The sequence below is a fragment of the Paraburkholderia sediminicola genome (assembly GCF_046026855.1).
In the GTDB taxonomy this organism is placed as follows: domain Bacteria; phylum Pseudomonadota; class Gammaproteobacteria; order Burkholderiales; family Burkholderiaceae; genus Paraburkholderia; species Paraburkholderia sediminicola_A.
Window position 1 is genome coordinate 54,510 of record NZ_JAQQET010000035.1, and the last position, 26,280, is coordinate 80,789.

At 62.4% G+C, this 26,280-nt stretch carries 21 protein-coding genes; 10 read left to right on the forward strand and 11 right to left on the reverse strand.

Annotation, left to right across the window (positions count from 1 at the left end; genetic code table 11):
* Positions 1 to 49 precede the first annotated feature (49 nt).
* On the reverse strand, positions 50 to 2,392 hold the full coding sequence (locus PQR40_RS30875; protein WP_408227144.1) for a Tex family protein: 2,343 nt from the start codon (positions 2,390 to 2,392) through the stop codon (positions 50 to 52).
* 373 nt (positions 2,393 to 2,765) lie between these two features.
* Here PQR40_RS30875 and PQR40_RS30880 point away from each other — a divergent pair, with 373 nt between their 5' ends.
* The 3 genes from PQR40_RS30880 (at position 2,766) to yoaA (ending at position 6,357) form a co-directional block, all read left to right on the forward strand.
* Positions 2,766 to 3,683, forward strand: coding sequence for a hypothetical protein (locus tag PQR40_RS30880; protein ID WP_408390188.1), 918 nt, complete (start codon positions 2,766 to 2,768; stop codon positions 3,681 to 3,683).
* Between the two features lie 136 nt (positions 3,684 to 3,819).
* Positions 3,820 to 4,038 (forward strand): DUF465 domain-containing protein, encoded by a 219-nt coding sequence (locus tag PQR40_RS30885; protein ID WP_408510549.1) that lies wholly within the window; start codon positions 3,820 to 3,822, stop codon positions 4,036 to 4,038.
* 63 nt (positions 4,039 to 4,101) lie between these two features.
* Positions 4,102 to 6,357, forward strand: a complete 2,256-nt coding sequence (yoaA, locus tag PQR40_RS30890) for a DNA repair helicase YoaA (protein WP_408227137.1) — start codon at positions 4,102 to 4,104, stop codon at positions 6,355 to 6,357.
* Positions 6,358 to 6,505: 148 nt separating this feature from the next.
* Here the strand turns inward: yoaA and PQR40_RS30895 are convergent, their stop codons facing one another.
* Both PQR40_RS30895 and PQR40_RS30900 read right to left on the reverse strand, forming a co-directional pair.
* The gene (locus PQR40_RS30895; protein WP_408227134.1) at positions 6,506 to 6,775 is read right to left on the reverse strand and encodes a hypothetical protein; all 270 of its coding nucleotides are present in this window, start codon (positions 6,773 to 6,775) and stop codon (positions 6,506 to 6,508) included.
* A gap of 231 nt (positions 6,776 to 7,006) precedes the next feature.
* A complete protein-coding gene (locus PQR40_RS30900) occupies positions 7,007 to 8,257 on the reverse strand; it encodes a JmjC domain-containing protein (RefSeq protein ID WP_408510550.1) in 1,251 nt (416 codons plus the stop codon).
* A 32-nt stretch (positions 8,258 to 8,289) separates the two neighbouring features.
* Here PQR40_RS30900 and PQR40_RS30905 point away from each other — a divergent pair, with 32 nt between their 5' ends.
* Positions 8,290 to 8,832, forward strand: a complete 543-nt coding sequence (locus tag PQR40_RS30905) for an FKBP-type peptidyl-prolyl cis-trans isomerase (protein ID WP_408227127.1) — start codon at positions 8,290 to 8,292, stop codon at positions 8,830 to 8,832.
* Here the strand turns inward: PQR40_RS30905 and PQR40_RS30910 are convergent.
* From PQR40_RS30910 to PQR40_RS30925, 4 genes are all read right to left on the reverse strand, one after another.
* The gene (locus tag PQR40_RS30910; protein WP_408227124.1) at positions 8,812 to 10,167 is read right to left on the reverse strand and encodes a hypothetical protein; all 1,356 of its coding nucleotides are present in this window, start codon (positions 10,165 to 10,167) and stop codon (positions 8,812 to 8,814) included. The two genes, PQR40_RS30905 and PQR40_RS30910, sit on opposite strands and share 21 nt — an antisense overlap.
* A complete protein-coding gene (mutS, locus tag PQR40_RS30915) occupies positions 10,154 to 12,841 on the reverse strand; it encodes a DNA mismatch repair protein MutS (protein WP_408333321.1) in 2,688 nt (895 codons plus the stop codon). The genes PQR40_RS30910 and mutS overlap by 14 nt, the downstream gene beginning before the upstream one ends.
* Positions 12,842 to 12,989: 148 nt before the next feature.
* The gene (lplT, locus tag PQR40_RS30920) at positions 12,990 to 14,288 is read right to left on the reverse strand and encodes a lysophospholipid transporter LplT (RefSeq protein ID WP_408223809.1); all 1,299 of its coding nucleotides are present in this window, start codon (positions 14,286 to 14,288) and stop codon (positions 12,990 to 12,992) included.
* Positions 14,289 to 14,515: 227 nt separating this feature from the next.
* Positions 14,516 to 15,319: an inositol monophosphatase family protein gene (locus PQR40_RS30925; RefSeq protein ID WP_408223806.1), complete on the reverse strand. Its 804-nt coding sequence runs from the start codon at positions 15,317 to 15,319 to the stop codon at positions 14,516 to 14,518.
* 364 nt (positions 15,320 to 15,683) lie between these two features.
* On the opposite strand from PQR40_RS30925, the gene PQR40_RS30930 reads away from it, so the two are divergent.
* Positions 15,684 to 16,508 carry an RNA methyltransferase gene (locus PQR40_RS30930; RefSeq protein ID WP_408223803.1) on the forward strand — a complete coding sequence of 275 codons (825 nt, stop codon included), beginning with the start codon at positions 15,684 to 15,686 and terminating at the stop codon, positions 16,506 to 16,508.
* Between the two features lie 193 nt (positions 16,509 to 16,701).
* The gene (gene cysE / locus PQR40_RS30935; RefSeq protein ID WP_408223800.1) at positions 16,702 to 17,523 is read left to right on the forward strand and encodes a serine O-acetyltransferase; all 822 of its coding nucleotides are present in this window, start codon (positions 16,702 to 16,704) and stop codon (positions 17,521 to 17,523) included.
* Between the two features lie 47 nt (positions 17,524 to 17,570).
* Here the strand turns inward: cysE and PQR40_RS30940 are convergent, their stop codons facing one another.
* The 4 genes from PQR40_RS30940 to PQR40_RS30955 form a co-directional block, all read right to left on the reverse strand.
* Positions 17,571 to 18,368, reverse strand: a complete 798-nt coding sequence (locus PQR40_RS30940; protein WP_408390196.1) for a UDP-2,3-diacylglucosamine diphosphatase — start codon at positions 18,366 to 18,368, stop codon at positions 17,571 to 17,573.
* Positions 18,369 to 18,415: 47 nt separating this feature from the next.
* The gene (locus tag PQR40_RS30945) at positions 18,416 to 18,910 is read right to left on the reverse strand and encodes a peptidylprolyl isomerase (RefSeq protein WP_408390199.1); all 495 of its coding nucleotides are present in this window, start codon (positions 18,908 to 18,910) and stop codon (positions 18,416 to 18,418) included.
* A 143-nt stretch (positions 18,911 to 19,053) separates the two neighbouring features.
* Entirely contained in the window at positions 19,054 to 19,635 is a 582-nt protein-coding gene (locus PQR40_RS30950) for a peptidylprolyl isomerase (protein WP_408223791.1), read from the reverse strand.
* 49 nt (positions 19,636 to 19,684) lie between these two features.
* Positions 19,685 to 20,413, reverse strand: a complete 729-nt coding sequence (locus tag PQR40_RS30955) for a tetratricopeptide repeat protein (RefSeq protein WP_408223788.1) — start codon at positions 20,411 to 20,413, stop codon at positions 19,685 to 19,687.
* 245 nt (positions 20,414 to 20,658) lie between these two features.
* Between PQR40_RS30955 and cysS the strand changes: the two genes are divergently transcribed.
* The 4 genes from cysS to tilS all read left to right on the forward strand — a co-directional run bounded on the left by cysS (position 20,659) and on the right by tilS (position 25,958).
* The gene (cysS, locus tag PQR40_RS30960; RefSeq protein WP_408390202.1) at positions 20,659 to 22,056 is read left to right on the forward strand and encodes a cysteine--tRNA ligase; all 1,398 of its coding nucleotides are present in this window, start codon (positions 20,659 to 20,661) and stop codon (positions 22,054 to 22,056) included.
* Positions 22,057 to 22,103: 47 nt separating this feature from the next.
* Positions 22,104 to 23,177: a DNA-3-methyladenine glycosylase family protein gene (locus PQR40_RS30965; RefSeq protein ID WP_408390205.1), complete on the forward strand. Its 1,074-nt coding sequence runs from the start codon at positions 22,104 to 22,106 to the stop codon at positions 23,175 to 23,177.
* A 258-nt stretch (positions 23,178 to 23,435) separates the two neighbouring features.
* Positions 23,436 to 24,407, forward strand: a complete 972-nt coding sequence (locus tag PQR40_RS30970) for an acetyl-CoA carboxylase carboxyltransferase subunit alpha (RefSeq protein WP_074283028.1) — start codon at positions 23,436 to 23,438, stop codon at positions 24,405 to 24,407.
* Between the two features lie 48 nt (positions 24,408 to 24,455).
* Positions 24,456 to 25,958, forward strand: coding sequence for a tRNA lysidine(34) synthetase TilS (tilS, locus tag PQR40_RS30975; protein ID WP_408484057.1), 1,503 nt, complete (start codon positions 24,456 to 24,458; stop codon positions 25,956 to 25,958).
* Positions 25,959 to 26,280: the final 322 nt, after the last annotated feature.

The window sequence follows — 26,280 nt, forward strand, 5'->3', positions numbered from 1 at the left end:
AGTCTCGTAAGCGTCAGCGCGTGAGTGAATCACGCGCTGACGACCCCGCTTACTTCTGCTTGAGCTTTGCGAATGCAGCGGCCATTGCGCCGCCTGCTTCCGGTTCACGCGAGCGCTGTTGCTGCGCACCGCGTCCACCGCCGCCGGAGCGGCCGCGATCCTGCTGGGCGCCGCCACCGCTACGCGGTGCTGCTGCCGCGCCGAACTCGTCGTCCAGACGCATGGTGAGCGCGATACGCTGGCGCTTCACGTCGACTTCCAGCACCTTCACCTTGACGATCTGGCCGGCTTTGACGACTTCGTGCGGGTCTTTGATGAACTTGGTCGACATGGCCGACACGTGCACCAGACCGTCCTGGTGCACGCCGATGTCGATGAACGCGCCAAAGGCCGCCACGTTCGTCACGACGCCTTCGAGCACCATGCCCGGAATCAGATCGCTGACCTTCTCGACGCCTTCACGGAAGGTCGCGGTCTTGAACTCGGGGCGCGGGTCGCGGCCCGGCTTTTCGAGTTCCAGCAGAATATCGCGCACGGTCGGCAGGCCGAAACGTTCGTCGACGAATTCCGCCGGCGACAGGCCGCGCAGCGCGTCGCGATTGCCGAGCACTTCGCCGACATGCTTGCTGATCTTCGCGAGCATGCGTTCCACGACCGGATACGCTTCAGGGTGAACCGACGAACGATCGAGCGGGTTTTCACCGTTGTTGATGCGCAGGAACCCGGCGGCCTGTTCGAAGGTTTTGTCGCCCAGGCGCGGCACCTTGCGTAGATGCTCGCGCGACGGGAACGGGCCGTTCGCATCGCGATAGTCGACAATGTTGCGAGCCAGCGTGGCGTTCAGACCCGACACGCGCGCCAGCAACGCAATCGATGCCGTATTGGCATCCACACCGACCGCGTTCACGCAATCCTCGACCACTGCGTCGAGCGAGCGGGCCAGTTCGCGCTGATTCACGTCGTGCTGGTATTGGCCGACGCCGATCGCCTTCGGGTCGATCTTCACCAGTTCCGCGAGCGGATCCTGCAGACGGCGCGCAATCGATACGGCGCCGCGCAGCGACACGTCCATGTCCGGGAATTCCTTCGCCGCGAGTTCAGAAGCCGAGTACACCGACGCGCCGGCTTCGGACACGACGATTTTCTGCATCTTGAACTCCGGATGACGCGCGATCAGCTCGCTCGCCAGCTTGTCCGTTTCGCGCGACGCCGTGCCGTTGCCGATGCTGATCAACTCCGCTTGCGTCTGTGCACAGATGCGCGCGAGCTTGGCGAGCGAGCCGTCCCAGTCGCGGCGCGGCTCGTGCGGATAAATCACGTCGGTGGCGAGCACCTTGCCGGTCCGATCGACCACCGCGACTTTCACACCGGTGCGCATACCCGGATCGAGACCGATTACGGCCTTCGGGCCCGCCGGCGCGGCCAGCAGCAAGTCCTTCAGGTTGCGCGCGAACACGCGAATCGCTTCGTGTTCGGCTTCGTCGCGCAGATTGGTGAGCAGTTCGTTTTCGATGTGCGGCTGCACCTTCACGCGCCAGCACCAGCGGCACACGTCCGAGAGCCACTTGTCGCCCGGGCGGTTCTGATTGGCGATACCGAAGTGGCGGGCGATCAACGCTTCGCCCGGATGCGGCACCTGCGCGTCGAGTTCTTCGCCGAGGCCCAGCTTGACCATCAGCACGCCCGCATTGCGGCCGCGGAACAGGGCCAGCGCGCGATGCGACGGCACCGTCCTGATGGTTTCCGCGTAGTCGTAGTAGTCGCGGAATTTCTCTTCTTCCGCGTTTTCCTTGCCTTCGACCACTTTCGACGACACCACGCCCTGGTTGAACAGGTAGTCGCGCAGCTTGCCGAGCAGATCCGCGGTTTCGCCGAACTGTTCGGAGAGGATGTCGCGCGCGCCGTCGAGCGCGGCCTTGATGTCGGCGACACCTTTCTCGGCGTCGACGTAGGCAGCGGCTTCGGTTTGCGGATCGAGCAGGGGATTGGCCAGCAACGCGTCGGCGAGCGGCTGCAGGCCGGCTTCGCGGGCGATCTGCGCGCGCGTGCGGCGCTTGGGCTTGTACGGGAGATACAGGTCTTCCAGCACCTGCTTGCTGTCGGCGCCTTCGATCGCGGCACGCAGCTCGTCGGTGAGCTTGCCCTGTTCGTCGATGCTCGCGATGATCGTGGCACGCCGGTCTTCCAGCTCGCGCAGGTACAGCAGGCGTTCCTCGAGATTACGCAGTTGCGTGTCGTCGAGATTGTCGGTCACTTCCTTCCGGTAGCGGGCGATGAACGGAACAGTCGCTCCTTCGTCGAGAAGTTGCACCGCGGCCGCGACCTGGCGCGGCTGGACGGACAGTTCGGCGGCGATGCGCTGTACGATCTTGAGTGCTACGGTTTCCGTCATAAGGTCTTGGTGTTCCTGCTACTCAATCAAAGGTCGCGCGGTAACGGCACACGTTGGGCACGTCGACCCACGCTGGGTGTGCGCGCTGCGACCAGGTTGCTGGAGCGGGGCATTTTGCCATAAATGCCAAAGGGCTCAACCGCGGGGTGATAGAATTTCAGGCATGTTCCGTTGACCATTTACGACGTTGCCAACCTCCTTGTCCCTCAACCGCCTGGGCTTCCGCTTGGTCTCTCGCTTGTCACAATTGCCGTCTTTTCTGTCGCTGAATGTGTCGCGATCGTCGCTTACGTCGCGCATATCGGCGTCGCGGTCCGTGTTCAGGTCAGCGTTTCCGTCCAATGGAATGTTTTTCGCTTCGTGCGTCTCGTGCATGATGGTGGCTTCACTGGTCGTGTCCGCACCGGCCGTGGCGCAATCCGCAGCGCCGCTCGAGACCGCCAGCAGTCTCGCTCCAGCCGCCGCTTCGGGGGCTCACGCAGCAAGCGCGGCGGGAGCAACGGGCGCCACGAGTGTCACGGGCGGGGACACAGCCGGCAGCGCAGAGAATGCGGATAACACGGCATCGCTTGACAGCGCATTCGACGCACGGCAGAAAGTTCTGGATCAGCGCACCGAGGAAAACAACTACCGTTATGCGGTTGCCGAACACGATTGCTACAGTACGTTCTTCGTCAACCACTGTCTGAACAAGGCGCGCGACAGCATGCGCTCGGCGCAGGCCGACATTCGCAAGGAACAGCTCGCGCTCGACGGCGAACAGCGTGTCCAGCGTGCTCGCCAGCGTGACGAGCAGGCGGCGCTCAAACGCGCGCAAGACGAAGCGAGTGCGCCACAACGCGCCGCCGACGACGCGCGCAACGCGCAAGCCTACGAAGACAAGCAGCGCCAGCACCAGCTCGACCAGGCGCAGCGCGCAGCCGAGGCGCCCCAACGTAACGCCAACGCGCAAGCCTATCAGCAGAAGTTGCAACAGCACGCGCTGGATCAGGCGCAGCGCGGCGTCAGCCCGTCGCAGGCCGCAGCTAACCAGCAGGCTTACGACCAGAAACAGGGCGACTTCCAGCGCAAGCTCGACGAGGCGCGTCAGCAGGGCGCGCAGAAGGCTCAGGAGCGCGTCGAAAAGCAGCAGACCTTTGAGAAGAAGCAGGCCGATGCGGCGCAGCATAAAGCCGACGTCGAAGCGCGTCAGAAGCAGGCGGCCGAGAAAGCCGAGCAGAAGCGTCAGGATCAGTTGAAACAGCAGCAGGAACTCGAAGAGCAGCAGAAGCAGCAACAGCAACAACAGTAGTCGCTGCGCTGTCTTGATCTCTCGTAGGGTTGCAGGAGCGGAGTATCGTAGTCGCTGTAATGCGTTTTAAGCCGGACAGCAACCTCCGGCATGGGCTGCATCACGCAGCCCATGCCGCTTACGAGAGGAGGCGAGCATGCGCGATCAACATCACGTCATCACCACGGACACACTTCGCGACCGTATTCTGCAACTGGAATCGGAGCATAGTGGGCTCGATCGTTTGATCGACCGAATGTCGGATGAGCCCGGCGTCGACGACTTCGAGTTGCAGCGCCTGAAAAAGCGCAAACTCAAAGTCAAGGACACCATCATCTTGCTGCAATTGCAGCTCGAACCGGACGCACGCGCCTGAGTTCGCGGCCTGGCAGGTGCCGGGTCGCGCCGCGCGCGCCGGACTTTGCAGGAAACGCTTGCCTTGAATTCACCGCTTGAACCTTCACCACATGTCACGGCGGGCGACGACGCTCCGGCGGCCGGCACCCCGGCGCTGCGTCCTCCTGCGTCTGCGCTCTCCGCGTCATTGAACCCGCGCCGCGTCACTGAACTGGACGACATTTTCGCCGACAACGGCCTGCTCGCCCGTCAGATCGACGGCTATCGCTCGCGCGCGTCGCAGATCGAGATGTCGCGCGCCGTTGCGGCGGCCATGGAAGCATCGGGTCGCGCAATGCCTGAGCCCGCGATGTTCGAAGCGCAAAAGCGTCCGGCGCGACGTCTGCAATCGCCGGGCGCGGATGCATCGGCTGACACCGCTGAAAACGACGAATCGAATGGTCTCGACGGCAGCGAGAACACCCTGATCGTGGAAGCGGGTACTGGGACCGGCAAGACCTATGCGTATCTCGTGCCGGCCATGTTGTGGGGCGGCAAGGTGATCGTCTCCACCGGCACCAAGCATTTGCAGGATCAGCTCTTTCAGCGCGACATTCCGACGGTGCGCGATGCACTCGCTGTGCCGGTGTCGGTGGCAATGCTCAAGGGCCGCGCGAACTACCTGTGCCATTACTATCTGCAGCGCACTGCGGATAACGGCCGTCTGCCGTCACGCCAGGAAACCTCGTATTTGCAGGACATCATTCGCTTCGCCAAGATCACGCGCACCGGCGACAAGGCCGAACTCGCGAGCGTCCCGGAAACGGCGGCGGTGTGGTCGATGGTGACATCCACGCGTGAAAACTGTCTTGGCCAGGAGTGCCCGCATTACAAGGAGTGCTTTGTGATGCAGGCGCGTCGTGAGGCGCAGCAAGCCGACATTGTGGTGGTCAATCACCATCTGTTTTTCGCCGACATCATGTTGCGCGATACCGGCATGGCCGAATTGCTGCCTACGGCGAACACCATCATCTTCGACGAAGCGCATCAACTGCCGGAAACCGCGACACTGTTTTTCGGCGAGACGCTCTCTACCGCGCAGTTTCTCGAGCTCGCACGCGATTCCGTGGCAGAGGGTTTGGGTCACGCGCGCGAATCGGTCGATTGGGTGAAGCTCGGCTCGACGCTCGAACGCGCGGCGCGTGACGTGCGGCTCGCTTTCAAGGAAGACTCGGTGCGTTTGTCGATCGGTCAGTTGCCCGACGATCACCCCTTATTCCCCGCGCTCGAAACGCTTGAAACCGAACTCGACGCACTGACTTCGGCGCTGGCCGGTCAGGCCGAGCGAGCCGAATCGATTGGCGCGTGTTTGCGCCGCGCGCGTGAGTTGCAAGGCGTGCTCGCGGGCTGGACGACACCACCCACCAAAACCGAGCGCGCAGCCGCAGATGCTGCCTCGGCGGACGGCAAGGCCGAGCGTGCCGATCCGAATGAAAAGGTGCGCTGGATCGAAGTTTTCGCGCATACGGTGCAGTTGCACGAAACGCCGCTGTCGGTCGCGCCGATCTTCGCGAAGCAGCGCGCCGGCGTGCCGCGCGCGTGGATTTTCACGTCGGCTACCTTGTCGGTGCGGGGCGACTTTACGCACTACGCGGCGCAGATGGGCCTGAACGCAAAACGTTCGATGACGCTCCCAAGTCCTTTCGACTATCCGACGCAAGGGCTTCTGTACGTGCCGCGCAATTTGCCGCAGCCTTCGTCGCCGATGTTTACCGACGCCGTGTTCGACGCTGCATTGCCCGCCATCGAAGCATCGGGCGGCGGCGTATTCATGCTGTGCACGACGCTGCGTGCAGTGGACCGCATCTCGGCCAAGTTGCGCGACACCATCGAAGCACGCGGCTGGAATTATCCGCTGCTCGTGCAGGGTGACGCGAGCCGCACCGAGTTGCTCGATCGCTTCCGTGCGTACGGCAACGCGATTCTGGTGGGCAGTCAGAGCTTCTGGGAAGGGGTGGACGTACGTGGCGATGCGCTTTCGCTGGTCGTGATCGACAAGCTGCCGTTTGCGCCGCCGGATGACCCGGTGTTGTCGGCGCGTCTGGATGCACTAACGAAGAAGGGATTGAGCCCGTTCGCGGTCCATCAGTTGCCGCAGGCTGTGATTACGCTCAAGCAGGGCGCGGGCCGTCTGATTCGCGCTGAGACCGATCGCGGCGTGCTGATGATCTGCGACACACGTCTCGTCGACAAACCGTATGGGCGCCGTATATGGCAGAGCCTGCCGCCATTTAAACGCACCCGCGAGATCGAAGTGGTGCGCGAGTTCTTCGAAGAGAGCGCGGCGCCAGCAGAATAAGTTATCCGATACACGCCGTTGCAAAAAAGCGGCGCTTAAATGACAAAACGCCACGGATGTGAATCCGTGGCGTTTTGCTTTACTGCCCGGAAAATCAGATCTGATTTTCCGGGCAGTTCTCGCCCAGAGGCGAACCCTATGCGACAGCTTACTGGCTTGCGCCCGAAGCCGGAGCAGCGGTAGCAGCGTCGCTTGCAGCAGCAGCCGCACCCGAAGCAGCGTCCGTAGCCGAAGCAGCAGCATCGCTCGCAGCAGCAGCCGCACCCGAAGCAGCCGTAGCCGCATCCGAAGCTGCAGCAGCCGGTGCCGAAGCAGCAGCTGCGTCGCTAGCCGGGGCAGCGGCTTGATCGTTGCTCTTGTTGCATGCAGCCAGTGCCACAGCTGCCAACAGGGATGCTACGAGGAGGGATTTCTTCATGATCACGTCCTTTTATGGTTAAAGGTAAGCAACAGCGCAAAATAATACCGGTAATGTGCTCCAACACCGACCTGGGCCGCTGGTGGAGACGCTCTTTTGACGAGCTAGAATCTTCCCTACGGCTTGGGCGGAAATTATATGCACTTTCGTACTGACAATCCATAAATCCGGGGTCAATACGTTGTCTTTCTCATACAAAATTTCACAGTACGGTATAACAGGCAGGCAGAGTTACGCAAGCTCGCCCACTTGTATCCAGCCCGCACAATACCACTCGTGAAGCAGTGCTGTCACCGACGAATCGTGTGAGAGTGTTACAAAGCGTTTCGCACTCATACAACGATGGTTGGCGAGGTCAAACAACCACTTTTTTGCGCCATCAAACGGCATTTCCTCTCCATTTACGAAGAAAAAACGGCGGTTGTACAACAAATTAGTCTTGCGATCCAGCCGAATGCCGGACTTCGACGCCTGAGTGATGAAACGGGCTTCATTGAGCGGCCGTTGCGGCGGATCAAAGACGACGCTCGGCTTCGGTTCGCTGAGGTACGTTCCAAGGAACGATGCAATGTCCTGCTCATTCCATTTAACTCGAGCAAGGATCGCGCCAACTCGTTCGATCAATGCGGCGGGCAGCTCTGCGGGACGTTCGACCGCGGGTTGTTGAGGGTCGCGATAAAGCGCTTCGGGCCGCGCAGTCGACTCACCGCGTTCGGCCAGATGGTAAAGGAACTGCGCGGTCAACTCGCCCGCCGAGGGCGCGCGAAAACCGATCGAGCAGGTCATGCATTCGCCTTCGGCGACACCGTCATGGGCGATATGCGGCGGCAGGTACAACATGTCACCCGGCTCGAGCAACCATTCATCTTCCGATTCGAAATGCTGTAAAACTTTCAAAGGCAAACCCGGTTGGAGTGTCAGATCTTTCTGTGCACTGATCCGCCACCGGCGCTTGCCTTTTACTTGCAAAAGAAACACATCGTAGGAATCGAAATGGGGGCCGACGCCGCCGCCATCGCTCGCATACGAAATCATCAGATCGTCCAGACGCGCGTCCGGCACAAAGCGGAAGCGGTCGAGCAACGCACGCGCGCGATCGTCGTAAAGGTCTACGCCTTGCACTAGCAACGTCCAGGCGCGCTGCTTTACCGACGGCAGTTCATCAGGCGCGAACGGGCCGTGCTCCAGTTGCCATTTGTTGCGAAAGTGCGTGATCAGACGCGCTTCGACTTCGTCATGGTCGGCCAGTTCGAAAAACTCATCGCGCGACAGCGGCGCCTCCGCGTTCGGGATCGCCTGGCGGATCAGCAGTGGCTTTTTTTGCCAGTACCGGCGCATGAATTGCGACGGTGTCAGATTGCCGAGCAACGGCGTAGGTGTGTCGGGCGAGGGCGGCAGGCCGGGGAGCGACGGCTTTGAAGCCGGCGAAGATTTCCGTGCCGAAGCTGCGTCGGCCGGGTGGTCAGTGGGCCGCTTGGGCATCGTATAATATGAGTTGTATTCTGGAGAATCGAATGAAAATCGCAAAGAACACCGTCGTGTCGGTCGCTTACAAGCTATCGGATGCGCAGGGCAATCTGATTGAAGAAAGCGACGAGCCGATGGTCTATCTGCACGGCGGCTATGATGGCACGTTCCCCAAGATCGAGGAAGAGCTCGACGGCCACGAGGCCGGCTTCGAGGCTCAGATCCAGCTTGAGCCGCAAGACGCATTCGGCGAGTACGACCCCGATCTCGTGAAGATCGAGCCGCGCGATCGCTTTCCGGAACCGCTCGAAGTCGGCATGCAATTCGAAGGCACGCCGGACGAAGGCGATGAGGATCTCGATTCGCTCGTCTATGTGGTGACCGACGTGGCAGAAGACAAAGTCGTGCTGGACGGCAACCATCCGCTCGCCGGCATGGCGTTGCGTTTCGCGCTGACAGTCAAGGACGTGCGTCCGGCTACTGAAGACGAAATCCAGCACGAACACGCGCATGGCGCCGACGGCCTCGAAGTCCTCGATGACGATGACGACGAAGCTGAAGACGACAAGTCAGGGCCCACGCTGCACTGAGCTTGCGGGCGTGCCGGGCGCGCTTGAAGAAGCACCCGGTGCGCGCGGTAAAACGGCGGAAGCGGGCGGAGCGGACATGGCGGGGCCATATTCGCCGTTGCCGTCGTCCGCCGGTCCGCGTTGCTGCTGGGCCGGTTGTGGCTGCCCGGGCGTTTGCAACATCGGCGGCAACTCGGAAGCGGGGCCTAACGCAGGCACGGCCGGCATCGAAGCCGCCGGCTCGTCGCGCGGCTGCAAAGATGGCGCCGTGGGCATTGGCATTTGCTTCGGCACATCGCGCACACTGACGCGGAACGGCGGTTTCTTACCGAGATCCGCTTCAATCTGAATCCACTGGTTAAGACGATCATGCGGCGCGAGTGCGATACGTGTGAGATTCGTTACCAGCATCCCTTTGTCATTGCGTAGTGGCTGATCGATCACGAAGCCGGCGCTTGCGCGTTCGTCGTCGCAATGAATCACCAGCACGGGTCCGCGAAAAATCTGCGCGAGTTTGACAAGGCTGCGTTTGAACTCCAGAAAACCGTCGCGGCGCGTGTTGCGCGTAAAGCGCAGCCACGCGAAACGATCAGGCCGTTCGTAGCGCTCCGGATCCGGATCACCCTGAATGAAGACGACAATCGCACGCGCGTCGCGGCGTTTCGCGTATTCGGCGGCGTGCTCGAGCCAGAATGCATTGGCGATCACGCGATCTTCGAACTCACCGTTACGGCCGCCCGCAGTCAGGTAATGATTGTTCGGGCTTGGTGCGTTCAGACCGACAAACACGGTATCGTCGACTTGCCAGCGCACGTTTTCCCGGAACGGTCGAAAGCGCGACACTTCGCTCTCACGCGTCAATGCAATCGGGTTCTGCCCCATCGACGTGGAGTCGGTGAAGAGGGTCTGGCGTAGTTGGTCGAGCCGCTCGACCGGGTCGAAGCCGCCGGCCTCGGCCGTGCCGCAATCGGCCCAGTCGTGCTGGCCCGGAATAAAGAAGAGGGCGGGTCGTGACGTTTCGAGCAGCGCGTGGCGCCGTTCGTATAACGCATCGCGGCAGGCTTCTTTCGCGCCCTTCAGATTACCGTCGTAGACGATGAACGATACTTCGCGATCGCGGCTGATTGCTTCGATCAGGCGTTGCGTGGGCGCTTCGTCGGCAAGGCTTTGCATCGTGTTGGCGATGACCGCGAAGGCATAGCGCGGCGTTTCGGCATGCACGAGCGGAGCAAACACCACCAGCGGCACCAGTGCCACCAGCGGCACGAGGCCGCTCCTGAGGGTGAGGGCAATGGTCAGCGCCGCGCAAAGTTTGCGCGGGCGCTGCGAGGGCCTGTGTGCGTCAATGATCTGCATCCGGCGCGGCGGCCAGCTCGTGCAGTTCGTACAGCAGGTCGAGCGCTTCGCGCGGCCGCAGATCGTTCGGATCGATTGCGCGCAGCCGTTCGACGAGCGCCTGCATGGCCGGCGACCCCGCCGCTGAGTCGCGCTTATCGTTGCGTTCGTCGTCGGCATCTTCGACCAGTATGGGCAGGGGTGCTGCGAACAGATCGAGTTGTGGTGCGGGTTGCGCCGCCGATTGCTGTTCGAGATGCGCGAGATGCTTGCGGGCTGCGCGAATCACCGCGTTCGGCACACCGGCCAGTTGCGCGACCTGCAAACCGTAGCTCTGATTCGCCGGACCTTCACTGACCGCATGCAGGAACACGATGCCGTGCCCATGCTCGACTGCCGAAAGATGCACATTGGCCGCGTGTGGAAACTCGGCGGGCAACTGCGTCAATTCGAAGTAGTGCGTGGCGAACAGCGTATGACAGCCGTTGTGCGAGAGCAGATGCCGCGCGATGGCCCAAGCCAGCGCAAGGCCGTCGAACGTCGACGTGCCGCGCCCGATCTCGTCCATCAGCACGAGACTTTGCGGTGTCGCGTCGTTCAGGATCGCTGCTGCTTCCGTCATTTCGACCATGAAGGTCGAGCGGCCACCGGCCAGATCGTCCGCTGCGCCGATTCGCGTGAAGATGCGATCGATCGGACCGAATGCCGCGCGCCGTGCTGGCACATAGCTGCCGACGTACGCCAGCAGTGCGATCAGCGCGGTCTGCCGCATGAAGGTCGATTTACCGCCCATGTTCGGGCCGGTGATCAGCAGCAGTTTGCGCTCGGGTGTGAGCGTGCAGTCGTTTGCGATGAATTGCTCGACCTGCGCTTCGACAACCGGATGCCGCCCCTGTTCGATTTCGATGCCGGTATCCGGCGAAAACGTCGGTGCGACCCAATCGAGTGCGCGGGCGCGTTCGGCGAAGGCGGCTAGCAGATCGAGTTCGGCGAGCGCCGCGGCGACCCGCTGGCAGTCCGGAATGAAGGGCAGCAGCGCTTGCAGCAACGCGTCGTAAAGCGAGCGTTCGCGAGCCAGCGCGCGTTCCTGCGCGGACAGCGCCTTGTCTTCGAAAGTCTTCAGTTCCGGCGTGATGTAACGCTCGGCGTTTTTCAGTGTCTGACGGCGGCGGTAGTCGTCCGGCACCTTGTCAGTCTGGCCGCGCGTGACTTCGATATAGAAGCCGTGCACCTTGTTGTACTCGACGCGCAGATTGCCGATACCGGTGCGCGCCCGTTCGCGCGTTTCGAGGTCGATCAGGAACTGCCCGCAGTTCTCCGAAATATCGCGCAACTCGTCGAGTTCCGCATCGTAGCCGCGTGCGATCACGCCGCCGTCGCGCACCATGGCGGATGGCTCTTGCGCGACCGCGCGCTTGAGCAGTTCGACGCACGCTTGCGGCGGTTCCAGCGACGCGTCGATACGCGCCAGCGAATCCGCATTGGACGAAACGGCCGCGAGCTGCGTGCGCAGTTCCGGCAAAGCAATGAACGTATCGCGCAGACTCGACAGATCGCGGGGCCGCGCCGACAGCAGCGCCAGACGTCCGGTAATCCGCTCGATATCGGAGATCTGCCGCAATGCGCCGCGGAGCGTGTCGACGCCTGTGCCCGGCGGCGCGTCGAGCAATGCGCCGATGGCCTGCTGACGTGCTTGCGCCACGGCGGCTTCGCGCGGCGGATGATGCAACCAGTGGCGCAGCAGACGACTGCCCATGGTCGTGCAACAGGTGTCGAGCAGCGAACACAGCGTGGGCGATTCGGTGCCGCGCAGCGTTTCCGTGAGTTCAAGATTGCGACGCGTGGCGGGGTCGAGCCCGATATATTCGGACTCGTATTCGACCTTCAGGCTGCGCACGTGACGCAATTGCTGGCCTTGCGTGGCCGCCGCGTACAGCAGCAGCGCACCCGCCGCGCCGCATGCCGCCGTCAGCGAGTGCGCGCCGAAACCGTCGAGACCGGCGACTTCCAGCTGATCGCACAGACGCTGCGTGCCCGAAGTGATATCGAAGTGCCAGATCGGCACGCGGGTGAGGGCGCCGGCGCTGACGGGCGGCGTCCAGCTTGCGGAGTCGGCGGGTGTATCTGCCACCAGAATTTCCGCGGGGCGAATCCGTTCGAGCGCGGCGGCCACCTGGTCGGGCGCAACTTCGGCGAGGCGCAACGCGCCGCTCGCCAGATTCAGCCAGGCGAGCCCGACGCCCGTTGCGACGCCGCGGCGGTTATGCCCGACGCACAGCGCCATCAGGTAGACATCGTTCTTATCGGACAGGAGGGCTGCATCCGTCAGCGTGCCCGGTGTGACCACGCGCATTACCTTGCGCTCGACGGGGCCTTTCGACGTAGCCGGGTCGCCGATCTGCTCGCAAATCGCAACGGATTCGCCGAGCTTCACCAGCTTGGCCAGATACTGCTCGACCGCGTGATACGGTACACCCGCCATCTTGATTGGATTGCCCGCCGACGCGCCGCGCTGCGTAAGCGTTAAATCGAGCAGGCGCGAGGCTTTTTCCGCATCTTCGAAAAAGAGCTCGTAGAAGTCGCCCATCCGGTAGAACACGAGCGTGCCCGGATGATCCGCCTTGATGCGCAGGTACTGCTGCATCATTGGCGTGTGGGGTGCGACATCATTGGCCGCTGCGGTTTGAATGCCCATCCTTGGTGTCTTTTTGCGTTAGCTGTTCAGGGCGTGAGTTTAACCTGCCGGCGCGGCGAGCGGACCCTGGCCGGACGGCTAATCCGCAAAGCAGTTCGCATGCCGCGCGGTAAATTCTCGCGCCAGCCGGGCGACGCGCGCCACGTCGTCATTCTTCCACGAGCGCGCGCATATCCATCGTGCGCTCGTTCACGGCACTGCGCCGTTTTGCGAGCCACATCATGAACGTGATGAAACTGCCGAACACGACGATGATCCATTGCGCCGGCATCTTCGCCGTCAGGAGTATCGCGTAGACGCCGAGCATCAGCAGCACGGCCAGATTCTGGTTGAAATTCTGCACCGCGATCGAATGGCCCGCGGAGAGCAGCGTTGCGCCGCGATGCTGAAGAATCGCGTTCATCGGCACGATAAAAAAGCCGGACAGCGCGCCGAGCAGGATCATCAAAGGATAGGCGAGCAGGATATAGATCGGCAGGACATACGAGCCGATACGAAGGCCGGCGCCCGCCGGAAACAGATCCTTGTTGTAGAACGCCACGGCGATCGCTACCGCGCCGGTGAGGATGCCGATTGGCAGCACGCGCAGCGAGTTGCGCAACGGAATCAGCGCAGCCGCGGCAGTCGCACCGACGGCAATACCGAGACCCGTAACGCCTTGCATCACGGCGGCCTTCGAGAGCGACAAGCCGAGGTTCACGTTCGCCCATTTGAGCACCAGCAATTGCAGCGTGACCGCGCCGCCCCACATCAGCGTCGTGACCCACAGCGCGATCTGCGCGAGCTTGTCGGCCCACAGCACGTTAAAGCAATGATAGAAATCGCCGACCAGTTTCTTCGGCTCGGTCAACCGGTTCGGATAACGCGCGCCGGTGTCGGGAATGAAGATGTTGATCGCGGCCGCGATGGCATACGTGACCATCACCGCGAACATGGCCAGATCGGCGGAGGAGCGGATCAGCGGCAAATGTGCATGCGCGACGAATTTATCGGCCAGGGTACTGATCAGCGCGCCGCCGACCATCGTGCCGACAATCGTCGACAGGACGGTGGCCGATTCGAGCCACGCATTCGCCTTGACGAGTTTTTCCGCCGGCAGGAGCTCGGTGAGAATGCCGTATTTGGCCGGCGAATACGCGGCCGCGCCAAAGCCGACCACGCCGTACGCGATCATCGGGTGGACGCCGGCGATCATCATCAGGCAGCCGCTCGCCTTTAGCGCGTTGGAGACGAACATGACGTGCCGCTTTTGCATCGCGTCGGCGAACGCGCCGACGAAGGGGGCGAGCAGCACGTAGGAAACGGTGAAGAAAATCTGCAGCAGCGGCGTGACCCAGGCAGCCGAACGGATCACCGATAGCAAGGCGATAGCGGCGATCAGCAATGCATTGTCCGCGAGCGACGAAATGAACTGCGCCGCGATGATTGTGTAGAAGCCTTTTTTCATGAAGCGGATCGGAAGCTGCGCGGAAGTCTGGCGCGAAGCAGAGCGCTGCGAAACACGCGCGAAACGCAGCCGGCAATGAAGCATGCCGGCGCGGCCTCCCGCTTTGTAGCACGAACGCCTGCCGGATGCAGGCGCGCCAACGAAAAAGCGGCCGAAGCCGCTTTTTCGTGTTGCCGATGCCGGCGCAGAGCCGGCCGGACGACGGGCCTGGACCCGGGGCCGGTACCTTAAGCCGCTTGCTGACGCGTGCGGCTATAGCGCGACAGGATCGGGATCATCTGCGCGTAGACCTTCGGATTGCCCACGACGATTTCGCCAACGTGCAGGAAATCCGAGTCCCCCGTGTAATTGCCGACCAGACCGCCGGCTTCCGTGATCAGCAGGCTGCCTGCGGCGACGTCCCACGGATTCAGACCTTGCTCGAAAAAGCCGTCCATACGGCCAGCAGCGACGTTCGCCAGATCGAGCGCGGCTGCGCCCGGACGGCGCAGGCCGGCGCAGGCTTCGGTCATTTCAGCGAACTGGCGGCCGTATGCTTCGAGACCGTCCTTTTCGCGGAACGGGAAGCCGGTGCCGATCAGGCCGTCAGCGAGGCGGTCGCGTTTGGCGACGCGAATGCGGCGGTCGTTCAGGAACGCACCGCGACCGCGCGAGGCGGTGAACAGGTCGTTACGGGTCGGATCATAGACCACGGCCTGCGTCACGATGCCCTTATGGGCGAGCGCGATCGACACACAGTAGTACGGAAAACCGTGGATGAAATTGGTGGTGCCGTCGAGCGGATCGATGATCCACTGATATTCGGACTCGTTGTCCGATTTGCCGGATTCTTCGGCGAGGATGGCGTGATCGGGGTAGGCGGTCTTGAGCGTATCGATGATCGCCGCTTCAGACGCTTTGTCGACTTCCGTGACGAAATCGTTGTGCTGTTTCTTGCTGACCTGGAGGAGATCGAGGTCAAGCGACGCGCGGGTGATGATCTGGGCTGCGCGGCGCGCGGCCTTCACAGCGATATTGAGCATGGGATGCATGAGACTGGATCCTTGTGCCGGGGCAGCACGGCTGCTTACCGGTAAATAAGCGCGGGATGAGCGCTAATTGAGCGCCATCAAGGGGCGCGGAAACAGCACGGAACGCACGTCCGATAAGGACTGGTGCGCATTCCGCCGACGGAGACGAATTGAATAAGAACGAGGCGCCGGACTTTTCGTAGGTGATAAGCCGGACGCGAATATTGGTATTTTACCTGAGTCCGGGCGCCGCGGCAGCGCTTGCTGCCCGGCACGCGGGACGACGGCCGATTTGGCGCGCGTTTTGTACGGTCGGCACGCAGAATTCGGAGCCGATGCGGGGTTGGCGCTACCATAAGCGTTCTTTAGCTTGCCGAATTCCTCCGTGGACCACACCCACCATTCTTCCGATCCCGCCGTGGCCGAGCTGCGCGGCGGTTTTACGTCGACACGCTTCGTACTCGTCGAGCCCAGCCATCCCGGCAACGTCGGCGCCGCGGCGCGGGCGCTGAAAACCATGGGCTTCTCGCGCCTCGTACTGGTGTCGCCACGTGTGCCGCACGTGCAAAGCGATCCGGAAGCCATTGCCATGGCGAGCGGCGCGGACGACGTGCTGGCCTCCGCGCATGTCGTGCCGACGCTTGCCGATGCGTTGAGCGGCGTGCATTGGTCGATCGCGCTGACTGCACGGTTGCGCGAGTACGGGCCGCCGCAATGGACGCCACGTGCCGCGGCCGGCGCCGCGCGTGAGCAGGCAGCGCATGGAGAGATCGCGCTGGTGTTCGGCAACGAGCGCACAGGTTTGTCGAATGAGGACGTCGAGCGTTGTAGCGCGCTCGCTCACATTCCGGCCAATCCGGCCTATAGTTCGCTCAATCTGGCGCAGGCCGTGCAGGTGTTGGCGTATGAATTGCGCACGGCGTATCTGTCCGCTGGCGACGCACCGGCCTTGGCGCCCGCGCCGCTTCAAGCCGGCGCAGTAGCGGGCGAGCCGGTCGGCGCGCGGGCGGCAAGTGACGAGATCGAAAGCATGTACGCGCACCTGGAAAGTGCGCTGGTCGCGCTCGAATTTCTCGATCCGGCCAATCCAAAGAAGCTGATGTCGCGCTTGCGGCGCCTGTTCGCGCGTTCCGGTCTTGAGCGCGAGGAAGTGAATATCGTTCGCGGCATCGCCAAGCATATTTTGCTGAAGACCAAACCGCCGGGCTAGGACCCATCCAGCGCAGCACTCACCCCGAATCGACGACCTTGCCGGCAGCGTGGGCTTCCGGCAGATTTCGCGCAATCGTCCTACAATCGCTCGAAACGTTCTAAGCAAAGCTGCCGATCTGCTATGCGGCAAGCATCCGCCGCGCGTGGTGTTTCACGCAAGCGGTCTTTTCCCCCACGACACAGTCCCTGCCATGTTCACGAGACTTCGCGAAGACATCGCCACGATCCGCGAGCGCGATCCCGCCGCCCGCAGCGCCTGGGAAGTCCTCACGTGTTACCCGGGTCTGCACGCGCTCGTGCTGCACCGGCTCGCGCATGCGTGCTGGCGGGCTAAACGCCGCTGGCTCGCGCGTTTCGTTTCGCAGATGGCGCGTTTCATGACAGGCATTGAAATCCATCCGGGCGCGACGCTGGGCCGCCGCGTATTCATCGATCACGGCATGGGCGTCGTGATTGGCGAGACGGCGCAAATCGGCGATGACTGCACGATCTACCAGGGTGTGACGCTTGGCGGCACGTCGCTTACGCGGGGCGCGAAGCGCCATCCGACGCTTGAGCGCGGCGTGATCGTTGGCGCGGGGGCGAAGGTGCTAGGCGGCTTCACGATCGGTGCGGACGCGAAGATCGGCTCGAATGCAGTGGTCACGAAGCCGGTGCCGGCACGGGGCACGGCGGTGGGTAATCCGGCGCGGATCATCGTCCCGGCTGCTGCCGTAGCTTCAGCCGCGGCCTCCGACGGTGCCTCGCGCGATGTAAAACGTACGAGTGAAAGCAGCGCATTCTGTGCATACGGCATTACGCCGAATGCGGACGATCCGGTGTCGCTGGCGATTCACGGCCTGATCGATCACGCCGCCACACAATCGAAGCGTATCGACGAAATCGTCGACGCGCTGGAGCGGCTGGGAACAAGCCTCGAAGGGCTGCAAGGCGCCGACGCGGCGCTACTCGACTTGCGGCGCCTGTCGGCGGCGATTGCAGGAAAGGTTGAAGGGGCGGTGGCCGAGCGCTAATGTTTCGCGGAGACGATGCAAAAGAGCGGCGCTGGCGCGCGCGCCAGTCAATCCAGCGGCAACGCCCGAATCCCTTCCGCATCGATCCGCAGATAACCGCCACGGCGCTCGCCGTGGTCGAGATCCCAATCGGGCAAAACCCAGCGCGTGCCGCCTGGTTCGCGATGTCGAGCCGGCCGATGCGTATGCCCATGGATGAGCGTGGCTGTTTTCGACGACTTGAATAGCGCTGCGACGCCCTTCGGCGTCACGTCGTACTTTGGCGAAACCGGACGCGAGCGGCCTTGCTCACTTTTTGAACGCATATTCTCCGCAAGCGCCTGACGCCAGCGAAACGGCCACGCGAGAAATAGCATCTGCGCAAAACGGCTGCGCGCAAAGCGCCGGAAACATTGATAACCGCGATCCGCGGTGCAGAGGCCGTCACCATGCGCGAGCACGATACGTGTACCGAATGCGGTAATCACGAACGGATCGGGCAGCCAGATCGCGCCGGCCGCTTTCATGAAGCCCTTGCCGAGCAAAAAGTCGCGATTGCCGTGCATGATATAGAGCGCGATACCGCGTTCCGACAGCGTATGCAGCAACGCCGCCATCCGCGCGACGAACGGCTCGACGAGCATGTCGTCGCCGATCCAGTACTCAAACAGATCGCCGAGAATGAAAACCGAATCCGCCTGCTCAGCGGTGACGCGAATGAAGTGCTCGAACGCGGCGACCGTGCGCGGGATCGCCTCGCTCAGATGAATATCGGAGAGGAAAAAAAACGGGCGTGCGGCGTGCGGGTGTTTGCCCTCGCCAGGCACGCCCGCGGCGACGCTTCGCAGCGGCGTTTCTTGCAGCATTGAAGGTGCCTGATTTCAGTTCAAACGGGTTGGCCCTTGTCGGACGGTTATTCGACGATCACAGCTTTTTCGATCACGACGTCGTCAGCCGGCACGTCCTGATGGTGGCCCTTCGAACCTGTCTTGACCTTCTTGATCTTCTCGACGATGTCCAGGCCTTCGACCACCTTGCCGAACACAGCGTAGCCCCAGCCCTGCGGCGTCGGCGACGAGTGGTTCAGGAAGTCGTTGTCGTTCACGTTGATGAAGAATTGCGCGGTCGCCGAGTGCGGGTCGTTCGTGCGAGCCATCGCGATCGAGCCGTTGACGTTCTTCAGACCGTTGTTCGCTTCGTTAGCGATGGCTTCAGCCGTCGGCTTCTGCTTCATGCCGGGCTCGAAACCGCCGCCCTGGATCATGAAGCCGTCGATCACACGGTGGAACACGGTGTTGTCGTAGTGACCGGCCTTCACGTAGTTGAGGAAATTCTCAACCGACTTCGGCGCCTTTTCAGCGTCCAGTTCGAGTTTGATGACGCCGTGGTTCGTATGCAGTTCAACCATGATGGAATCCTTTGATGAACGGGGTGGGTAAAAGGCGCGGCCGCTCGTCACGTGATTACGATGACGACGGGCCGCGCCGGGGGGCGTAGATCTGGCGCTTACGAATGCTTGCGCAGCCTGCTTTCGTGCTGCCTGTCGTTCTGTTACTTGCCGACAACCGTGGCCGATTCAATCACGACCGGCTTTTGCGGCACGTCGCTCATCGGGCCGCGTGTGGTGGTGGGCGTGCCTTCGATCTTCTTCACGACGTCCATACCGCTCGTGACCTTGCCGAACACCGCGTAGCCGTTGCCGTCCGGATTCGGATAGTCGAGGCCGGCGTTGTCCACCGTGTTGATGAAGAATTGAGCGGTGGCCGAATTCGGATCGCTGGTGCGCGCCATGGCGAGCGTGCCGGCGGCGTTCTTCAGACCGTTGCGGCTTTCGAGCGGAATCGGCGCGCGGGTGGGCTTCTCAGCGAAGCTCTGCGTATAACCGCCGCCCTGAATCATGAAGCCGCGAATCACGCGATGGAAAATCGTACCGCTGTACTGGCCGGACTTCACGTAGTCGAGGAAGTTGGCGACCGTCTTCGGCGCCTTCTCAGGATACAACTCGACGCGGATGTCGCCTTCCGTGGTCTTGAAGAGGACGGACGGATGCGCGGCCTGCGAACCGGACTGGGCAAACGCGGGGGCGTTTGCGATCAGGGCGGCGCTGCCGAGCGCCAACATCAACCATTTCATGAAAATCCTCAGGGTTGGAAAAAACGTGTTGCCGAAACCGGTGACGGTGTTAATTCGACGGCGCCATGTAGGGCGGCATGGCGAGCGAGCCATTTGCGCCGCCGAACTGGAAGCTCGGTGTCTGCGTCATGTCTGAGGTCGCGTGCGTGGCGCTGGCCTCGGCAGGCGCGGCGGCTTTTTTCGCCGGTGCAGCGCTCCTGGGTGGCGAGACGATCTTCTGGATGTCCGCGAGGCGCTGCGTGGTCGTGGCGCTTGCTTTGCCGAGGCTCTGCGCGCGACGGTACGCTTCGTTGGCCATACGCAGATACAGATCGCCGAGATTCTCATACGCGAGACCGTAGCCCGGATTCACCTTGGTCGCCGTTTCGAGCGCGGCGCGTGCTTCGGCATAACGGCCGTGCTTCGCATAGAGCGCAGCCAGGTTGTTATACGGTTCGGGCAGTTCCGGATACAGTTGAGTGAGTTCGGTGAACGCGGTGATCGCCTCGTCGTCGCGATTCAGGTGGGCCAGCACGGTGCCGCGCTTGAACTTTGCTTGCGCGTCGTGCGGATTCGAGGCGATGCGCGCATCGAGCTGGGTGAGCGAGGCTTGCCAGTTTTTCTGCGCAATCGACGCGTCGATCTCCGGCGTGTTGTCACGCACGGCGGGGCCCTGCGGCATCGTGGCGGCTTTCTGCGCGAATGCGGCAGTACCCGGCAAGACCGTGAGGGCGACAGCGCAGAATGCCGTTGCGGCAAGGGTCGCAGCGCTGCGCGCGCGGCCGCTGGAAGGTTTCATAGGCTCGGGTCTGGATGTTATACTCCGACCCATTCTAACAAAAGGTCTGCGCGTTCCGTCGAACCGCAAACTGTCTTTTCGCCACTCGTGGTCGTCTCCGCCTTGATCGCAGTCTGATCGCCGCACCAGGTGCACCGATTTGCTGCTGTGCATGTTGCAGTACAGGACGCATCCGCCGTCGTCTCGCGGGGCGCCTCATGCACGAAACACATTGTGGATTTCTTTCGGCCCACGCACCGTTCTCTATGGAATCACTGCGCATCTACAACACGCTCGCGCGTGACAAGCAAACTTTCGTGCCGATGCAAGATGGCGTCGTGCGGATGTACGTCTGCGGGATGACCGTGTACGACTATTGTCACGTCGGTCATGCGCGGGTGATGGTCGTGTTCGACATCGTGCAGCGGTGGTTGCGCACGCTCGGTTACGACGTGACCTACGTGCGCAACATCACGGACATTGATGACAAGATCATCCGGCGCGCAGTGGAGAACGGCGAAACGATCAAATCGCTGACCGACCGTTTCATCAAGGCGTTGCATGAAGACGCGGACGCACTCGGCATCGAGCGGCCCGATCTGGAGCCGCGCGCGACCGATTTCATCCCGCAGATGCTCGGCATGATCGAGAAGCTCGAGGCGAACGGCTACGCGTATCAGGCGAGCGACGGCGACGTGAACTATGCGGTGCGCAAGTTCGCGGGCTACGGCAAGCTGTCGGGCAAGTCGCTCGAAGATCTGCGCGCCGGTGAACGCGTCGCCGCGAACGACGCGAAGCAGGACCCGCTCGACTTCGTGCTGTGGAAGCAGGCGAAACCGGGCGAACCGGCGGACACCGGCTGGGAGTCGAAGTACGGGCGCGGCCGTCCTGGCTGGCATATCGAATGCTCGGCGATGGGCTGCACGTTGCTCGGCAATCACTTCGACATTCACGGCGGCGGACAGGACCTGCAGTTTCCGCACCACGAGAACGAGATTGCGCAGAGCGAAGCTGCGACCGGACAAACCTTCGTCAATTACTGGATGCACAACGGCTACGTGCAGATCGACAATGAGAAGATGTCGAAGTCGTTGAACAACTTCTTTACGATCCGCGAAGTATTGGCGCAGTACGATGCCGAAGTGGTACGGTTTTTTATCGCGCGTGCGCATTACCGTTCGCCGTTGAATTACAGCGATGTGCATATCGACGACGCTCGTAATGCCCTCGCACGTTTGTACACCGCGCTGAAAGACGTCACGCCGGACGGCGCGGAGCTTGACTGGAACGAAGCGCATGCGCAGCGTTTCCACGCAGCAATGAACGACGACTTCAACACACCGGTTGCAGTGTCGGTGTTGTTCGAGTTGGCAACTGAAGTAAACCGCACGCGCGACCCCGTGCTGGCCCGTCAACTGCGCTCGCTTGGCGCTGTGATCGGGTTGCTCGGCCGAGAGCCGCGTGCATACCTGCAGCAGGCTGCGGGCGCAGCCGCTGAAGGCGCGCTCGACGCCGCCGCGATCGAAGCAAAGATCGCCGCGCGTGTGGCCGCCAAGCAGGCGAAAGACTATGCGGCAGCAGACCGGATCCGGGCAGAATTGCTCGAGGCCGGCGTTGCACTTGAAGACAAACCCGGCGGGTTGACCGAGTGGCGGCGCGTGTGAGCGCACCTCGACCTTCCCTTTGATCGACTCGCCAGGCAGGAGGCAGGATGGCAACGGCCACGAAGACGCCGGCTAAACGAGCCACGTCTCAAACAAACGCGGCAGCCGCGGCAAAGTCGACACGAACGTCGGCTCGTGCGGGCAGCAGCGCGGTAAAGAAAGCATCGGCGAAAGCCGCTGGGATGGCCGCGAAGACAGGCGCGCGCGCAGCGGTGGGCTCGGCAACGACGGCAGTGAAGAAGGCCGCGGTCAAACGCGGGCTGAACGGTGCGTCGGCGCATGCGCCTGTTTCGACGCGCGCCAAGGCATCGCGTGCAAAAAGCAATGGCGCGTTGCCTGCCGAACTCGCCGGCGACGTGCAGGAACTCGCGCGTATTACGCACGAAGGGCACGAAGGCGAAGTCGTACGCAAGACGCGCGCGTCATCGAGTGCGGGCGGCGAAGCGGCGGGTGCTGCTGAGCTCGCGGTGCCGGTGCAGATCGGCGGCCTCACGCCGGAAGTTACCCGTCCGGCATATTGGGACAAGGCGTGCGCGGACCTCGTCAAGCGCGACCGGATTCTGAAGAAGCTGATTCCGAAGTTCGGCCCGGTGCATCTGCTGAGCCGTGGTGATCCGTTCGTCACGCTCGCGCGTTCGGTGGTCGGGCAGCAGATTTCGGTGGCGTCCGCGCAAGCAGTCTGGGCGAAAGTCGAAGCGGCGTGTCCGAAGCTCGTGCCGCAGCAGTTCATCAAGCTCGGTCAGGACAAGCTGACCGCGTGCGGGCTGTCCAGGCGCAAGGCGGAATACGTGCTCGATCTCGCGCAGCACTTCGTGTCGGGCGCATTGCATGTTGGCAAGTGGACCTCGATGGATGACGAGGCGGTGATCGCCGAGCTTACGCAGATCCGCGGCATCGGCCGCTGGACCGCGGAAATGTTCCTGATCTTCAATCTGTCGCGCCCGGACGTGCTGCCACTCGACGATCTCGGCCTGATTCGGGCGATCAGCGTCAACTACTTTAGCGGCGAACCGGTTACGCGCAGCGAAGCGCGCGAGGTTGCGGCAAACTGGGAGCCATGGCGCACCGTCGCCACCTGGTATATGTGGCGTAGTCTCGATCCGTTGCCAGTCGATTACTAAGTACCCTCGAACCTGGGGCTTCGCCCCAAGGCGCTCCGAGGAGGCAATCCTCAATCCCCCAGAGGAATGTCTTCGGGGTGGGGGACTCCCTGCGGGGCGGAAAACCTGGGGCGACCCGGCGTTTTCTTGAGAAGAACAAGAAGCAATGTTGTTTTTGAAAAACTATCAATTGTTAAAAATCGATAGTTGCGAGATGGTTTTGACATCGGCGAGCGCGGTTAGAATACGCGCTGCCGGTAAGTCCAAGGATTACAACCAATGAAGACCACCTTTCTGGATTTCGAACAGCCGATCGCTGAACTCGAAGCGAAGATCGAAGAATTGCGCTTCGTGCAGGACGATTCGGCCGTCGATATTTCGGAAGAGATCGAGCGGCTGTCCAAGAAGAGTCAACAGCTCACCAAAGATCTGTACGCGAACCTCACCCCATGGCAGGTTTCGCAAATCGCCCGACACCCCCAACGCCCGTACACGTTCGATTACGTGAGCGAGCTGTTTACCGATTTCCACGAGCTTCACGGCGACCGTAACTATGCGGACGACCTGTCGATCGTCGGCGGCCTTGCGCGTTTCAATGGCCAGGCTTGCATGGTGATCGGCCATCAGAAGGGCCGGGATACCAAGGAGCGTGCGCTGCGCAACTTCGGCATGCCGCGTCCGGAAGGCTATCGCAAGGCTGAACGCCTGATGCGTCTCGCCGAAAAGTTCGGCTTGCCGATCTTCACGTTCATCGATACGCCGGGTGCTTATCCGGGCATCGGCGCGGAAGAACGCGGCCAGTCGGAAGCGATCGGCCGCAATCTGTACGTCATGGCTGAACTCAAGACGCCGCTGATCGCCACGATCATCGGCGAAGGCGGTTCGGGCGGCGCGCTCGCGATTGCCGTCGGCGACAGCGTGCTGATGCTGCAGTTCTCGACCTATTCCGTGATCTCGCCGGAAGGTTGCGCGTCGATCCTGTGGAAGAGCGCCGCGAAAGCGCCGGAAGCAGCGGAAGCGCTCGGCCTGACCGCGCATCGCCTCAAGGCGCTCGGCCTGATCGACAAGATCGTCAACGAGCCGCTGGGTGGCGCGCATCGCGATCCGAAGGGCATGGCCGCGATGTTGCGCCGTGCGCTCGCCGACTCGCTGCGCCAGTTCCAGGGCATGAGCATCAACGACCTGCGTCAGCGCCGTTTCGAACGGCTGATGTCGTACGGCAAGTTCAAGGAAACGACGCCGGGTGCTTAAGCCCGCGCGCGTTCTCTTTTGTCCTTCAGCGCGTTACGCGCTAGCGACGTGACTCCCACCGCCGATTCGCACGCTGACCGCCTCGTTCTCGAGGCGGTCAGCGTGGCGCTGTCCGCGTTGCCTGCGAATGCGCGGATTGCGATTGCGTTCAGTGGTGGCGTCGATTCGAGCGTGTTGCTCGATGCGGCAGTGCGTATTGCGGGCGCGTCGCGTTGTGTCGCGCTGCATGTGCACCATGGTCTGAGCGCTCACGCTGACGAGTGGCTCGCGCACTGCGAAGCGTTTGCGCAGGACCGTGGCCTTGAGTTCGCGGCGCAGCGTGTGGAAGTGGTGCGAGACGGGGGCATAAGTGTCGAGGCCGCGGCGCGCGATGCGCGTTATCGCGCACTGGACACGATGTGCGCAACACGCGCCGTTCACACGCTATGGCTCGCGCAACACGCGGACGACCAGGCGGAGACGGTACTGTTGCAACTGTTGCGCGGCGCGGGCCTGGCGGGTCTTGCTGCGATGGCGCCCGAGTACTTGCCGGCGGGTGCCGCTGCGGTGCGCGTGAGGCCGTTGTTGCACCTGCTGCGTGCGCAATTCGAACAGTACGCGAGCGCCCGTAATCTGCGCTGGATCGACGACGAATCGAACGCGGACACGCGTTACGCGCGCAACGCATTGCGCCACGAGGTGACGCCGGCGCTGGCCGTCCACTTTCCTGGTTTTCGCGATGCACTCGCGCGCACGGCCGCGCATGCGGCGTCGGCGCAACGTCTGCTCGACGATCTCGCGCGCATCGATCTGGACGCAGCAGCGCGCGATGAAGGCCGTGCACTATCGCATGACGCGCTGTTCACCCTCGACGACGATCGTGCACTCAACCTGCTGCGCTACTGGATGCGCACGCTGGGTTTCGTTGCTGCATCGACCGCGCGTCTTACCGACGTTTTGCGCCAGTTGCGCGAAGTCGGGAAAGCCGGCGAGGGCCATAGCCTGCGTATCGATCATGCAGGGCAGGCGTTGCGCAGTTATCGCGGCCTCGTCTATTGGGAAGCGGGTGATAGCGGCGAACCCGCCGACGAAACCGCGCTCACTGAGCGCGCCGTCAGCGAACTCGCATGGCAAGGTGAGGCGATCTGGCGTTTGCCGCAATGGCGCGGCACCTTTGTGTTCGTCGCTGTCGATGCGAATCTGGGCGGGGATGCCGGCGCTGATCCCGATATCGGTCGCGATGCCTCCGGCAATGCAGATGTCGTGCGGGACGGCCCCGATACGCTTCCTGTCAGCGTTCTACGCCGGGCATTGTTGAGCGCGCGATCGCGCAGCGGCGGCGAACGGATGCGCACCAGCGCTGCACAAAGCGGCCCGAGCCGTACGCTGAAAAACCTGTTCCAGGAGCGCGGCATTCCCGCATGGAAGCGCGACGTGCCGCTGCTTTACGTGGGCGGTGACCTGCTGTTCGTGCCCTTGCTCGGTTTGAACCGCGCAGTGTTGCCCGAGCAGGTCAATGCGGCCGAACCGCGCGTCAGGATCATCTGGCGCGACGACCTGCTAATCGCCTGACCGACCGATCGGACAGGCGGCTTATCTGGCCGGCGCATCCCGGAAATAGGGCGCAAAACCGCACCGGATAAGCCTTTGCTGCCCGCAATGTGAGCAATCCGACGGGCATTTCGGCTTGTCTTTTTGCGCTCGATCGGGTAATTTAACTTGTTTGCCCGACCCGATTTCGCCGTCGCTTTTGTCAATTTTTCGTATTTGCCGGTTTGCGAGCGTGATCCGTCGTTTCCGGTAAGCCACTAGCGATCATTCCCGGGCAAATCCGCGCGTCTTACGCGCGCGCTGCATCTACGCCGCCACACACTTTGCCGTCGTTCACAAGACG